The sequence below is a fragment of the Pseudomonas sp. S11P7 genome, from assembly GCF_023195435.1.
Taxonomy (GTDB): Bacteria; Pseudomonadota; Gammaproteobacteria; order Pseudomonadales; family Pseudomonadaceae; genus Aquipseudomonas; species Aquipseudomonas fluorescens_G.
Window position 1 is genome coordinate 510,659 of sequence record NZ_JALPKS020000002.1, and the last position, 14,564, is coordinate 525,222.

Below are 14,564 nucleotides of genomic sequence, written 5' to 3' on the forward strand. Positions count from 1 at the left end.
ATATTCAAGGTTGGAAAGCACCAATGAAAATCGCCGGATCCACCCGCGCATCATTCAGGCTGACATTCCAGTGCATGTGCGGCCCGGTCGCCCGGCCAGTAGCGCCGACCTTACCGACCACCGCGCCACGGGCCAGTTGCTGGCCGTTCTTCACATCGATTTTAGACATGTGGCAGAACATGCTGATAAAGCCTTGCCCATGGTCGACAAACACCGTGTTGCCATTGAAGAAGTAGTTACCGATAAGAATCACCTTGCCCGCCGCCGGGGTCTTGATCGGCGTACCGGCCGGCACGGCGAAGTCGAGACCGGCGTGAGGGTTGCGCTCTTCACCGTTGAAAAAGCGGCGCACGCCGAACTTGCTCGACAGCGGCCCGTTCACCGGTTTGTCCAGCAGCAGGTTGCTCGGCGTGTTCGGGCTGAAACTGCGATAGGCCTTGATCTGCTCAGCCAGCTCACCCTCGATGCGTTTAAGGTTCGACTGGTCCGGGTTGACCTGCTGCTTGTTCTTCAGGGTGATGCGCTGCTCCGGGTATTTCTTGCTGCCCACGGTGAAGGGCAGAGTCCGACCGCCGCTGCTGATCTGCTGCGCACCGGGTTTGACCGTCAGCGGTACGCCGACGATCGCCAGCCAGTTGTTCTGTTCTTTCACCACCAGCACCGGTTTGCCCTGATACGTGGCTTTCGGCGCTTGTGCTGCCGCGCCCAGATCCACCACCGCGACGCCGCCCGGCACCGGTTTGTTCAACAGGCGAGTGATGTAACTGTCGGCGTGGGCATTAAAGGTCAGGCACAGCAACAGCAGCGGAGCGAGAAAGCGCGGCATGGATCAGTCCAGTAGAGAGAGGGTGACGGGCGTCAGGTGGTTGTCCTCGACACGCACTTGCAGTTCGCCTTCGCCCAGTTTGGCTTTGAGGCGCTGGCCTGTGTGGGTCTGTGCGGCATCGCGGATCGCGTGGCCGCGCTCGTCGAGCAGAATGCTGTAGCCACGACCGAGGGTTGCTAGCGGGCTGACCACATGCAGCGTCTGCATCTGGCTGTGCAGTTGCAGACGACGGTTTTTCAGGCCTTCACGCATGGCCCGGGGCAGGCGCTCGGCGAGGCTGTCGAGGCGTTGGCGCAGCATCGCCAACTGGCGCCCCGGATGTTGTCCGGCGAGGCGGGTTTCCAGACGGATCAGGCGTTCACGGCGAGTATTGAGATGGCGCTCGAATGCCCGGCGCATGCGCATGTCCAGATCATCCAGACGCTGCGCCTGCTGGCGCAAACGCTCGCCGGGATGCCGCAAGCGCCGGGCCGTACCTTCCAGGCGCAGACGGTCACGCATCAAGCGATCGCGCATGCGCATCACCAGACGGCGATGCAGGCTTTCGACCTGACGGATCAGATGGCTCGAATCCGGCGCAAGCAGTTCGGCCGCGGCGGATGGCGTCGGCGCGCGCACGTCGGCGACAAAGTCGCTGATCGATACGTCGGTTTCATGGCCGACTGCGCTGACGATCGGCGTCACGCAGGCATCGACGGCACGCGCCACAGCTTCTTCGTTGAAGCACCAGAGGTCTTCCAGCGAACCGCCGCCACGGGCGAGGATCAGCGCATCGAAACCGCGGGCGTCGGCCATTTTCAATGCGCGGACGATTTGCCCGGTGGCTTCGCGGCCCTGCACGGCGGTGGGAATCAAGGTCAACTGGATTTGCGGCGCGCGGCGGCGGAACACACTGATGATGTCGCGGATCACCGCGCCGGTCGGCGAACTGATGATGCCGATGCGCTGCGGATGCGCCGGCAACGGCACTTTGCGTTCGGCACTGAACAGACCTTCGGCGCTGAGTTTTTCCTTCAGCGCATCGAAGGCCAGACGCAGCGCGCCGTCACCGGCCGGCTCCACGGTGTCGAGGATCAACTGATAGTCGCCACGGCCTTCGAACAGCGAGACCTTGCCGCGCACTTTCACCGCCAGGCCATCCTTCAGCGCCTGACGCACGCGGGCGGCGTTCTGCCGGAACAACGCGCAACGCACCTGGGCGCCGCTGTCCTTGAGGGTGAAATAGACGTGGCCGGACGCCGGACGGGCGAGGTTGGAGATTTCGCCTTCGACCCAGATGTTGCTGAACACGTCTTCGAGCAACACCCGCGCGCGGCCGTTGAGCTGGCTGACGGTCAGGACTTCACGGTCCAGGCCAAGTCTTGCAAAGGGATCTTTAATCATAGGGCGCAGTTTAAAGGCATTTGCCCGCCAATCACCACGACACGACAATAAATCCCCATGTGGGAGCGAGCCTGCTCGCGAAGGCGTTGGGTCAGCCAACAACTGCTGTGGATGAAATATCGCTTTCGCGAGCAGGCTCGCTCCCACATGGGGTTCATTTGATATCTGGTGGTGCTCCTCGGTACTGGCTACAGTCACCGCAGTCTTATAAAGGATGCGGGCCGATGGACATTATGGAGCTGTTGGGGGCGTGGTCGTGGGGCGCGGGTGGTTGGGTGGCGATCGGGCTTGCCATTGCTTTGGCCTACATCGTCTTCGGCATCGCCGGGTTCGGTACGGCGCTGGTCGCGGGGCCGATTCTGATCGTGTTCATGCCGCTGTCGAAAATCGTGCCGCTGCTGGTGCTGCTGGATTTCGTCGCGGCGTTCGGCAATCTGCTGCCGTCGCGGCGCGACGTGGCCAGGCCCGAGTTGTTGCGGTTGCTGCCGTGCATGGCGATCGGCTGCACGCTGGGGGTGATCTTTCTGCTCAACCTCAAGTCCGATGTGCTGCTGTTATTGATGGGCCTGTTTATCAGCGCCTATGCGGTCTATAGCCTGTGGGTAAAAGCGCGGCCGGCGCAGTTGTCGGCGGCATGGGCCGTGCCGATGGGCACGGTGGGTGGATTGTTCGGTGCGTTGTTTGGCAGTGGCGGGTTTCTCTACGCGATCTATCTCAACAGCCGCTTATCCAAGGAAGCCGCGCGGGCCACGCAGAGTGCGCTGATCAGTTGCAGCACCGTGGTGCGTCTGAGTCTTTTCGTCATCGCCGGGGTGTATGCCGAGCTACCCTTGTTGATATTGGCGCTGTGCCTGTTGCCGGCGATGGCGCTGGGCTTGTGGATCGGCCGGCGGCTGAGCATGAAGTTGTCGCGCGAGGCGTTTGTGCGGCTGGTGACGTGGCTGGTGCTGGCCAGCGGCATCGCGTTGATCGTGCGCTATTTCAGCACTTGACCGGATTTTGTCAGGGATTAAGCTGCCGGCCGCATTTCCTTTGTAGGCCTTTGCCTCCTACAGGGGTGTCCCGGTATTTTCAGCAGGCTCGACCATGAACACGCAAAGCATCATCGTCCCGAAAATCTCCACCCTGCCGGTGCACGAACCCCGGGCGCGGGCGATCGTGCGTTGGCTGGTGCGCAAGAACATCGTCGAAGAACAACTGACCACCTGCGGGCGCACCGGCAACCGCATGGCGCACGCCATCGCCGACGGTGCCCGCGCGGTGGTGCTGCACCCCGAGGCGCTGCCGTTCGGTGAGCCAATCAATGGTCTGGAAATCGTCACCAAGCGTTGCATCTATACCCCGGCCAAAGGCTTCCTCGAAGAAGCCGGCTGTGCCGAATGCCGCCGTGAAGTCGGCGAAGCGCTGTTCGAAAGTCTCGAAGACTGGTTTCCCGGCCGCACTGACAATTTCACCTGCCCCGAATGCGGGCATGAAGACGACATCAACGGGTTCCTGTTTTTGCAGGAATGCGCGTTTTCCAACCTTGGCTTCATCTTCAATAACTGGCTGGAGGCCGGGTTCAAGCAGAGCTTCATCGACGAGTTCGCCGACTGGCTCGATCAACCTGTCTCTTGGGTCAAGGTAGAGCTGTAGGGCCGGTGTTTTCCTTCTATCAATTAGGCTGAGTTTTACATTGAACAGCAGGGGGTGTCTGACTATAATGGCGCGCTTCCATTTTCCCGCTCGGGAGCCCCCGCGATGCTGCGTATCAGCCAAGAAGCTCTGACATTCGACGACATTCTCCTAGTGCCCGGTTATTCCGAGGTACTTCCCAACGAAGTCAGTCTCAAGACCCGTCTTACCCGTGGCATCGAACTGAATATTCCTCTGGTTTCTGCCGCCATGGACACCGTTACTGAAGCCCGTCTGGCAATCGCCATGGCTCAGGAAGGTGGCATCGGCATTATCCACAAGAACATGACCATCGAGCAGCAAGCTGCCGAAGTGCGCAAGGTCAAGAAGTTCGAAGCCGGTGTGGTCAAGGATCCCATCACCATCGAGGCCGATGCCACGGTGCGTGATCTGTTCGAACTGACCCGTCTGCACAACATTTCCGGCGTTCCGGTACTGCACGATGGCGACCTGGTCGGCATCGTCACTTCCCGTGACGTACGTTTCGAAAACCGTCTGGAAGCCACTGTCCGCGAAGTGATGACGCCTAAAGAGCGTCTGGTCACGGTCAAGGAAGGCGCCGACAAGAACGACGTCCGTGAGCTGCTGCACAAGCACCGCATCGAGCGCGTGCTGATCGTCGACGACAAATTCGCCCTCAAAGGCATGATGACCGTCAACGACATCGAAAAAGCCAAAGCCTACCCGCTGGCCAGCAAGGATGACCAAGGTCGTCTGCGCGTTGGCGCTGCGGTCGGCACCGGTAAAGACACCGGTGATCGCGTGACCGCATTGGTCAACGCCGGCGTGGACGTGGTGGTGGTCGACACCGCGCACGGTCACTCCAAAGGCGTGATCGACCGCGTGCGCTGGGTCAAAGAGAATTTCCCGGAAGTGCAGGTGATCGGCGGCAACATCGCCACTGGCGCCGCTGCCAAGGCGCTGGCCGAAGCGGGCGCCGACGCAGTCAAGGTCGGTATCGGCCCTGGCTCGATCTGCACCACCCGTATCGTCGCCGGTGTCGGCGTGCCGCAAATCAGCGCGATCGCCAACGTCGCCGCCGCCCTTGAAGGCACCGGCGTGCCGTTGATCGCCGACGGCGGTATCCGTTTTTCCGGTGACCTGTCCAAGGCCATCGTCGCCGGTGCGTCCTGCGTGATGATGGGTTCGATGTTCGCCGGTACTGAAGAAGCCCCGGGCGAGATCGAACTGTTCCAGGGCCGTTCGTACAAGGCTTATCGCGGCATGGGTTCGCTGGGCGCCATGTCCCAGGCTCAGGGTTCTTCCGACCGTTACTTCCAGGATTCCTCGGCCGGCGCCGAGAAGCTGGTACCGGAAGGCATCGAAGGCCGCGTGCCGTACAAAGGCACCCTGAGCGCGATCATTCACCAGTTGATGGGCGGTCTGCGTTCTTCGATGGGTTACACCGGCAGCGCCAACATCGAAGAAATGCGCACCAAGCCTGAGTTCGTGCGGATCACCGGTGCCGGCATGGCCGAATCCCACGTTCACGACGTGCAGATCACCAAGGAAGCGCCAAACTATCGGGTCGGCTGACGCCGACAGCTCTAAGCCACAAGTTACAAGCTGCAAGCGGTGCTGCATCAGTGCAGGGCCGCTCGGCTTCCGATTACTTGCAGCTTGCAGCTTGAAGCTTGCAACTGCTTTTCAGAGTTTCTTTCATGGCCCTCGACATTCACGCTCACCGCATCCTGATCCTCGACTTCGGTTCGCAATACACCCAGCTGATTGCCCGCCGCGTGCGCGAGATCGGCGTGTACTGCGAACTGCACCCGTTCGACATGGACGAAGATGCGATCCGCGAATTCGCCCCTAAAGGCGTCATCCTCGCCGGCGGCCCCGAGTCCGTGCACGAAGCCAACAGCCCGCGCTGCCCGCAGGCCGTGTTCGATCTGGGCGTGCCGGTGTTCGGTATCTGCTACGGCATGCAGACCATGGCCGAGCAACTGGGCGGCAAGGTTGAAGGTTCCGAGCTGCGTGAGTTCGGCTACGCCCGCGTTGACGTGGTCGGCAAGAGCCGCCTGCTCGACGGCATCGAAGACCACATCGACGCCGATGGCCTGTTCGGCCTCGACGTGTGGATGAGCCACGGTGACAAAGTCACGAAGATGCCGGAAGACTTCCACATCCTCGCCAGCACCCCGAGCTGCCCGATCGCCGGCATGTTCAACGACGATCGCGCTTACTACGGCGTGCAATTCCACCCGGAAGTAACCCACACCAAGCAGGGCGGCCGCATCCTCTCGCGTTTCGTGCTCGACATCTGCGGCTGCGAAGCCCTGTGGACGCCATCGAAAATCGCTGAAGACGCGATCGCCAACATCCGCGCCCAGGTCGGCACCGACAACGTTTTGCTGGGCCTGTCCGGCGGCGTCGACTCCTCGGTCGTTGCCGCCCTGCTGCACAAAGCCATCGGTGATCAACTGACCTGCGTGTTCGTCGACAACGGTCTGCTGCGTCTGCACGAAGGCGAGCAAGTAATGGCCATGTTCGCCGAGAACATGGGCGTCAAGGTAATCCGCGCCAACGCCGAAGAGCAGTTCCTCAACAACCTCGCCGGCGAAGCCGACCCGGAGAAGAAGCGCAAGATCATCGGCCGCACCTTCATCGATGTGTTCGATGCCCAGTCCAACAAGCTGGAAAACATCAAGTACCTCGCTCAGGGCACCATTTACCCGGACGTGATCGAGTCGGCTGGCGCGAAAAGCGGCAAGGCCCACGTCATCAAGTCGCACCACAACGTGGGCGGCCTGCCGGAAGAGATGAACCTGAAACTGGTCGAGCCCCTGCGCGAACTGTTCAAGGACGAAGTCCGTCGTCTGGGCCTGGAACTCGGCCTGCCGTACGACATGGTCTACCGCCACCCGTTCCCGGGCCCGGGCCTGGGTGTGCGCATCCTCGGTGAAGTGAAGAAGGAATACGCCGACCTGCTGCGTCGCGCTGACCACATCTTCATCGAAGAACTGCGCAAGGCCGACTGGTACCACAAGGTCAGCCAGGCGTTCGTAGTGTTCCAGCCGGTGAAATCGGTGGGCGTAGTTGGCGATGGCCGTCGTTACGCCTGGGTCGTGGCCCTGCGTGCTGTAGAAACCATCGACTTCATGACCGCGCGTTGGGCACACCTGCCTTACGAACTGCTGGAAACCGTCTCCGGCCGCATCATCAATGAAATCGAAGGTATCTCGCGCGTCACTTACGACGTGTCGAGCAAGCCGCCGGCGACGATTGAGTGGGAGTGATCCTGCTGCACACTGATCGGCGCATCGAGTAAACAAAAAACCCTTGGCCCCAGGCCAAGGGTTTTTTTCGTTTGATGATCCCGAAAAACGGCTCAGGTAGGCAGGCGACTTTGCAGGGTCAGGCCGATTTCTATCAGCCGCTGGGATAACGCAGCGATGTCACGAAACATGATGCCGCTGATTCGAGGCAACGACTGCGCCCATATGTAAAACTGGCCATCCCTTCTTTGATTGACTGTAATTCGCACGATGTTGCTTGAGCTGTCGCGACGTACCAGTGTGTAGGCATTTTGGCTCTTTTCGATCAGAAACATGCCATTGCGATGCAGCAGCTTTTCCTGCGCCGCGGGCGTCCATTGCGGCGCAGCTGATTTGATCTGCAACCGCAGGTCAGCGTAGAGCACGTCGACTGAGGCGCGGGTCGATGCGCCGTTGTCAAACGGGCCACGCACGATTTTCACACCGGGATCGATACTGACGCCTGCCTCCTCTGCAGGCGAAACCTCTTCGATCCGTAAACCGATGCCGCCCATGTGTTCGCTGATGCCCGGCAGGTTTCTGAAATTATTGGTATTCGTTGCTTCGTTCAATACAACCCATTTGCCCGGTTTGTTGAGGATTTCGTCACCCCACATGATTCGAGTGGTCAGGCGAGCGTGCATCATCTGTTCTTCAATCGAGGTGAGCGGTACCTTCGGCTTGTAATTTTGCGCCACGTCGAGGCCGTGAACCCGGACGCCGTTGGCCTGCGCGGTCCTGACCAGCTCAAGGACGTTGAACCGTTCATTGGGGTCGGTGCCAAGGCTGGCCAGATAGGTACGCAGATCCTGTGACATCTCTCCCGACACGTGAAAGTCGTTGAGATCAGTCTGAGCAAAATCACTGAGCAATCCACGCACGTAAAGGGTATCGATGTGCCGTGCGAACACCGGCATGTTTTCGATCATGAACCCCATGCTGGTGATGCGATCCAGCGTCTCGCCAATCACTAGCCCCCTGCTGTTGGCAAAAATACCGTCGATCAGTTCGTCTATCGTCATCGTGGAGGTAACTGGCGGAATGACCGGCCGGGCGGGCAGGTTGGTCCAGTTCAGCTCCGAGTAGAACTCCTTGGCCTCGTTGAGCAGAATGGCGCGCCTTTGCCCGAAGTAGGCGGCAAACACCTCGGCAATCGGTCGATTGCCGTGAGCGGCGCTGGGCAGCGTAGCGAAGGTTTCAGGCAGATTCATCGCCCATCTTCTTAGCGCTGCCATGTCCATCCCCATGACCTCGTGGAGGGGCGTCACCAGACGCAGCGGACGCGCAGACCCGGGAACCGGTTCAACCAGCGGCAACTCCGCCGAGGGCGTTGTCGTCGACGGCTCGGGTGTCGTTTCGATATCCATTGTGCACGACTTGCCCACGCATTGACCGCCGCCCCTGAGCCGCAACGCAGGGATGCGCTCCCACTTGCCGCCAGTACCGAAGCGTACCGGCAGCGAATAAGCGAACTGATTGGGACGCTCGGGATTGACGACCGCCCAGTGGCCGCTCTCCTCGGAATCGGCAAAGTAGTGCACGTAGTACGCGTCGTCACCGATTCTGATCGCGTAGCGTGGCTCCTTGTCGAGACGGTAGATACCTTCAAATTTCCAGGGGCCGACTCAACGGCGTCCGATACAAGTACCTCGTTGCACCGATAGCGGGCGGGAATCCCCGGCGCGGAGGGGCCCTGTTGTGCAGCGGCAGTCGTCGAGGACTGGACGGATGTGGTGGAGGGCGTTTCGATGGGAATGTCGTTGGCCAATTCGGTGCTGGCTTCTTCAATCAGCGCGGCAGGGGGCGGCTCCACAGGCGGCAGGAGAGGCGTGCCCGACGAAGTGAACTCGATCAACCCGGCCATTTCTTCGGCCTCGGCAAACTCGACTTGCGGGCCGACTTCCAGTTGCGCGCCTGTGCCGATCAGAAACGGCACGTCCAGGACGATTTCAATAGCGTTTAGCACCGCATTGGTAAGTCCCGTTTTGCGTTCGGCGGGGGTGATACCGTTGACGGCCTGATCGATGTTCAGTCCCATGTTGGCAATGCTGGCGCCGATCAACGGTAACGCCGCCGGCCAGCCCACCGCCGCCATCGGGCCGAAGACTTTCAGGCCCGCGCTTAGATAACCCATCCAGAGTTTTTTGCGCAGGTCGCTGTTGGAAGTCAGCGTCAGATGGGCTTCAGCAACCATGGCGCTGCGTGTCGATTCGCTTAACCAGGTGAACGCGTCCCCGGCGACGGCGACGTTGCTGCGATTGATCATTCGGTGATCGCTGCGTCCCCATGTGCTCACCAGGCGGTTCATCAGATCGGTGAGGTTTTCGCTGATGCGGTGACTCTCGGCGAGCGGGAAATGCTTGAGCAATGCGCTGCGTTTGTCCTCGCCATTCATCTGCTCAAGCAGCCACCCGTGCAGATCCGTCTCGGTTTCCATCAAGCGAAAAGCCGGGGCTTCGCCTGGCAAGTAAAGGGTCTGCCGGCCGCTGTCTTCGACCAGACGCAGCACATCGGTAGCGACGTGGCCATCGAGATCCAGCGCGCGTACTTGCGCGCCGACCGGGTAGGTCGCTCGCAGCATTTGCAGAGTAACGGGCCAGGTGATCGGTCCGATGACCGAGGCGATGATGCGCTGAAAATCATCGCCTTCAAGGTCGTGCTGTTGCAGCGCCTGCACCGCTTGACTGAGGAAGTTGCACTTGCTCAGAACACGAAAATCATCCGCTGAGGTTTGCCAGAAGTTACTCAATTGCTCGCTGTAGCGCGTGCTGAAGTCGACTTCCCAGAACACCTTCAGAACATCGCTGCCCAGCAAGCGCACTTCATTGCCTTGATTGAAATTTTCGCCGTCCGGACCCTCCGAATAGAAGCCACAGTAGAGACCGAGCAGGTCGGCGTTGTCTTGATCGGTCGCGCGAAAGCGATGAATGACCAGTTGCGTGAGGGTCAGCGTTTCGTAGGGCTTTTCCAGCAGATGTTCCCAACCGGTAAACGACAGCGTGCTGCTCTGCGCGGTTTTGAATCGATGGAAATACACTTGATCGGGATCGAGGCCGGACAGACCTTTGGCCAGCAGCAGTTCGCTGGCAACTTGACGCGCGGCGTCAGACAGACCCGGGCAGGTTTTCACGAGGGTCGTGGCGAGGGTTTTCAGGGCGGTTTTGTCTGCGGCGTTGGGCAGCAGACGGCGTTCGGGAACGGTCATGGGTTTTTCATCCTTGAGAAAACAAGGATCGAGCATGACCGATGCGCCCGAGGCGAGTGCGTTACCCGGCTATCGCCGGGTGTTCTGTTGATGTTCTACGAATGCAGTCGCGTGTATCAACGCCGCGCCACATCTGAAAAAAAGAACTTGTCCAGCGTATGCCGTGATTCGGTGTATTCGAACTGCCGGCCGTCCTGCAGGAAGGTCTGGTTGCTGACCACGATGACGTGGCTCTGGCCGTCGAGGTCCAGATGCAGTTGATCGTCCTTGCTGCGCGGCACTGCCTCGATGGTGCGCTGGGCATAGGCGATCTGTAATTGCAGGGTTTGCTCGATATGGGCGTAGATCGACTGCTCGGCGATGTCCAGAGACAGGCCGGGGATCACGTCGCTGACGAAATGGTTGATGTCGAGGATCACCCGTTTGCCGTCGATCCGCCGCACGCGCTTGATCCGCGTGATCAGGCTGCCGGGTTCGGCGTGGATGTGGTCGAGCAGGGCGCCTTCGAGGGCGAACTGGCTCAGTTCGACCACTTCGGTGCTGACGTCGTTGCCCAGGCGCGGGTAGGTTTCCTGAAAGCTGACGATGCCGCCGAGCTGAAACTCGATCGGGTTGGTCGAAAGCACAAAGGTGCCTTTGCCGTGAACCTTTTGCGCGAAGCCGCGTTCCTGCAGCAGTTCGATCGCCTTGCGCACCGTGCCGCGGCTGGCCTGATAGCTGTCCATGAGTTCGGTTTCGGACGGCAGGCGGGCACCGCGCTCCAGACGTTCAGTGGTGATACTGGCCAGCAGATCGTTGTAGATCTGGTTGTATTTGCTCATGGATGGGCTCGGTGCCGAGGCTGCTCAAAGCTTCGAACCTTAAGGCCAGGGTAGGGCTTTGTCCATGTGGACGATAGAAATCGGCTTAGGGAGAAGTAGGAAATTTCGCGATTGGTCTGGCGGGAATATGCATAAACAAACTCGTACAGACGAGTTGTTGCATTAACTCGTCTGTACGAGTATTTTTCGCTTCGGCGTGCTGCCAATAACAACAATCCACAGCGGAAGAACGAGCATGAGCCACGACTACCCGAACATCGCCAGGGACTTGCTGCAAAGCCTCGGGGGCGCCAACAATCTCGAACAAGCCGCCCATTGCGTCACGCGTTTGCGTCTGGCTCTGAAAGATCCGAGCCTGGTCGACACCGCGACGCTCAACCAGATTGATCTGGTCAAAGGCTCGTTTTTCACCGGTGGCCTCTATCAGGTGGTGATCGGGCCGGGGGAAGTGGAAAAGGTTTACGCCGAACTGCGCAAGCAGACCGGTCTCGCCGCATCGACCATTGCCGACGTTAAACAGAAGAGCGCGGAAAAGATCAACGCCATGCAACGGCTGGTGCGGGTGTTCTCCGACGTGTTCATGCCGATCCTGCCGGCACTGATCATTGCCGGCCTGCTGATGGGCATCAACAACCTGCTCGGCGCCAAAGGCATGTTCATCGACGGGCAGACCCTGCTCGATGCCTATCCGAAACTCGACGGGCTGTGGAGCCTGATCAACCTGATGGCCAACACCTCGTTCGTGTTTCTCCCGGCGCTGGTGGGCTGGTCGGCGGCCAAGCGTTTTGGCGGCAGCGAAATTCTCGGCATCGTGCTCGGCCTGATGCTGGTGCACCCGGACCTGCTCAACGCCTGGAACTACGGCAAAGCAGTGGCCGGGCTGGATGGGCAGCAACTGCCGTACTTCGACATTCTTGGTTTGTTTCAGGTGGAAAAAGTCGGCTATCAAGGGCAAATCCTGCCGATCCTGCTGGCCGCTTATGTCATGAGTGTGATTGAAAAATGGCTGCGTGCCCGGGTACCCAACGCCATTCAATTACTGGTGGTGCCGATCACCACCATCGTCGTCACCGGCGTGCTGGCGCTGGCGATCATCGGTCCCGTGACGCGGCATATCGGCATCTACATTACCGAAGGTCTGGTGATGCTGTTTGATCTGGCGCCGTTGGTGGGCGGTCTGATTTTCGGGCTGCTGTATGCGCCGCTGGTGATCACCGGCATGCACCACATGTTTCTCGCCGTGGACCTGCAATTGATCTCGAACCAGGGCGGCACCTTCATCTGGCCGATGATCGTCATGTCCAACCTCGCTCAGGGCAGTGCGGCGCTGGCGGTGTTCTGGATGACGCGCAATGCGCGGGACAAGAGCATGGCTTCGACCTCAGCGATTTCCGCTTATTTCGGCATCACCGAGCCGGCGATGTTCGGCGTCAACCTGCGCTACAAGTTCCCGTTCTATGCCGCGTTGGTCGGCTCTGCGCTCGGCTGCATATTCCTTTCGTTGAACCGCATCCAGGCGTCGGCGATTGGCGTCGGTGGTCTGCCGGGGTTCATTTCGATCATTCCGCAGTACATCCCGATGTTCGTCGTCGGCATGCTGATTGCCATGCTCGTGCCGTTCGTTCTGACCTGCGCGCTGAGCATGAAGATTGTCCGCCCCGGTTATCGGGTTGCCTGAGATATCTGAAGGAGTTGTGCCATGCAGGACTGGCAGCGTTCGGTGATCTACCAGATCTATCCGAAAAGTTTTCATAGCCACGCCGGCAACCCGACCGGGGATCTGCTGGGGATTGTCGCCAAGCTCGATTATCTGCACTGGCTGGGTGTCGACTGTCTGTGGATCACGCCGTTCCTGCGCTCGCCGCAACGGGACAATGGCTACGACATCAGCGATTACTACGCCATCGATCCGAGCTACGGCAGCATGGCCGACTGCGAATTGCTGCTTGCCGAAGCGGGCAAGCGCGGGATCAAGCTGATGCTCGACATCGTGGTCAATCACACCTCGATCGAACACGTCTGGTTTCAACAGGCGCGCAGCAGTCTCGACAATCCTTATCGTGATTTCTATATCTGGCGCGATCAGCCAAACAACTGGGAGTCGAAATTCGGCGGTTCGGCCTGGGAATACGAAGCGCAAACCGGTCAGTACTACCTGCACCTGTTCGACCACACTCAGGCCGACCTGAACTGGGACAATCCGCAGGTACGCGCCGAAGTCTTCAAAATGATGCAGTTCTGGCGCGACAAGGGTGTCGGTGGTTTCCGTCTGGACGTGATCAATCTGATCTCCAAGCCCGAAGACTTTCCCGAAGACCAAAGCGATGGCCGGCGCTTCTATACCGACGGGCCGAACGTGCATGCCTACTTGCAGCAGATGCACCGCGAAGTCTTCGAAGGCTACGACCTGATCAACGTCGGCGAGATGTCATCGACCAGTCTCGAACACTGCATTCGCTATTCGAATCCGCAGTCGAAAGAGCTGTCGATGACCTTCAACTTTCATCACCTGAAAGTCGATTATCCGAACCTGCAGAAGTGGGTTCGCGCCGACTTCGATTTCCTTCAGCTCAAGCGGATTCTTTCGGACTGGCAGACCGGCATGCAGGCCGGTGGCGGCTGGAACGCGCTGTTCTGGTGTAACCACGATCAACCGCGGGTGGTCTCCCGCTTTGGCCATGACGGCGAGTTTCGCGAGCTGTCGGCGAAGATGCTCGGCACCGCACTGCACTTTCTGCAGGGCACGCCATTTGTGTATCAGGGCGAAGAACTGGGCATGACCAATCCGGGGTTCGAGTCGATCGAGCATTACCGCGACGTGGAGACTCTGAACATCTTCCGCCTCAAGCGCGAGGCGGGTAGCAGCGATGCCGACAACATGGCGGCGATCATGCAGAAGTCCCGCGATAACGGGCGTACGCCAATGCACTGGGACGCGACGCCGAACGCCGGTTTCAGTGTTGCCGAACCGTGGATCGGTGTGCCGGCCAATGCCACGCTGATCAACGTCGCGGGGCAGCTCGATGACCCGGATTCGGTGTTGCATCACTACCGCACGCTGATCGCGCTGCGTCGCAGCGAGCCATTGATCACCGACGGGCTGTACCGACAGTTATTGCCCGAGCATCCGCAAGTCTGGGCGTATCTGCGAGAGGGCGACGCCGAGCGCTTGCTGGTGGTGAACAACTTCTACGGCACGCCGTGTGAGATCGAATTGCCCGCAAGCGTCATCAACGAATCCATGCACCAGCGAACCGTGATCAGCAATTACCCGGGCGCCGCGCCGCGCACTCGACAGCTGACGTTGCGACCTTACGAGTCGTTCGTAGTGCACCTGATCGATCCCTGATTCTTAACCCGTAAACCACGTTTGAAAAAAACACGCAGAACACTGCGCG

Annotated in this window: 11 protein-coding genes; 6 read left to right on the forward strand and 5 right to left on the reverse strand. The window is 59.8% G+C overall.

The window, feature by feature from the left end:
* Positions 1-4 precede the first annotated feature (4 nt).
* A complete protein-coding gene (locus M0746_RS02505) occupies positions 5-826 on the reverse strand; it encodes a M23 family metallopeptidase (protein WP_203419383.1) in 822 nt (273 codons plus the stop codon).
* A gap of 3 nt (positions 827-829) precedes the next feature.
* Positions 830-2,209: an exodeoxyribonuclease VII large subunit gene (gene xseA, locus M0746_RS02510; protein ID WP_258448103.1), complete on the reverse strand. Its 1,380-nt coding sequence runs from the start codon at positions 2,207-2,209 to the stop codon at positions 830-832.
* A 224-nt stretch (positions 2,210-2,433) separates the two neighbouring features.
* Here xseA and M0746_RS02515 point away from each other — a divergent pair, with 224 nt between their 5' ends.
* From M0746_RS02515 to guaA, 4 genes are all read left to right on the forward strand, one after another.
* The gene (locus M0746_RS02515) at positions 2,434-3,201 is read left to right on the forward strand and encodes a sulfite exporter TauE/SafE family protein (RefSeq protein WP_258448104.1); all 768 of its coding nucleotides are present in this window, start codon (positions 2,434-2,436) and stop codon (positions 3,199-3,201) included.
* A gap of 94 nt (positions 3,202-3,295) precedes the next feature.
* Positions 3,296-3,844, forward strand: coding sequence for a sugar ABC transporter ATPase (locus tag M0746_RS02520; RefSeq protein WP_208939875.1), 549 nt, complete (start codon positions 3,296-3,298; stop codon positions 3,842-3,844).
* A gap of 105 nt (positions 3,845-3,949) precedes the next feature.
* Entirely contained in the window at positions 3,950-5,419 is a 1,470-nt protein-coding gene (gene guaB, locus M0746_RS02525; protein ID WP_016773343.1) for an IMP dehydrogenase, read from the forward strand.
* Between the two features lie 125 nt (positions 5,420-5,544).
* On the forward strand, positions 5,545-7,122 hold the full coding sequence (gene guaA / locus M0746_RS02530) for a glutamine-hydrolyzing GMP synthase (protein ID WP_042608327.1): 1,578 nt from the start codon (positions 5,545-5,547) through the stop codon (positions 7,120-7,122).
* A 92-nt stretch (positions 7,123-7,214) separates the two neighbouring features.
* On the opposite strand, the gene M0746_RS02535 is transcribed toward guaA, so the two are convergent.
* From M0746_RS02535 to treR, 3 genes are all read right to left on the reverse strand, one after another.
* The gene (locus M0746_RS02535) at positions 7,215-8,507 is read right to left on the reverse strand and encodes a membrane-targeted effector domain-containing toxin (protein WP_258448105.1); all 1,293 of its coding nucleotides are present in this window, start codon (positions 8,505-8,507) and stop codon (positions 7,215-7,217) included.
* Positions 8,405-10,345: a dermonecrotic toxin domain-containing protein gene (locus M0746_RS02540; protein ID WP_258448106.1), complete on the reverse strand. Its 1,941-nt coding sequence runs from the start codon at positions 10,343-10,345 to the stop codon at positions 8,405-8,407. Before M0746_RS02540 ends, M0746_RS02535 begins: the two co-directional genes overlap by 103 nt.
* Before the next feature lie 116 nt (positions 10,346-10,461).
* A complete protein-coding gene (treR, locus tag M0746_RS02545) occupies positions 10,462-11,166 on the reverse strand; it encodes a trehalose operon repressor (RefSeq protein WP_258448107.1) in 705 nt (234 codons plus the stop codon).
* Between the two features lie 235 nt (positions 11,167-11,401).
* On the opposite strand from treR, the gene treP reads away from it, so the two are divergent.
* Together treP and treC are read left to right on the forward strand one after the other, a co-directional pair.
* Positions 11,402-12,844 (forward strand): PTS system trehalose-specific EIIBC component, encoded by a 1,443-nt coding sequence (gene treP / locus M0746_RS02550; protein WP_258448108.1) that lies wholly within the window; start codon positions 11,402-11,404, stop codon positions 12,842-12,844.
* A 21-nt stretch (positions 12,845-12,865) separates the two neighbouring features.
* Positions 12,866-14,515, forward strand: a complete 1,650-nt coding sequence (gene treC / locus M0746_RS02555) for an alpha,alpha-phosphotrehalase (protein ID WP_258448109.1) — start codon at positions 12,866-12,868, stop codon at positions 14,513-14,515.
* The last annotated feature ends 49 nt before the right edge of the window (positions 14,516-14,564 follow it).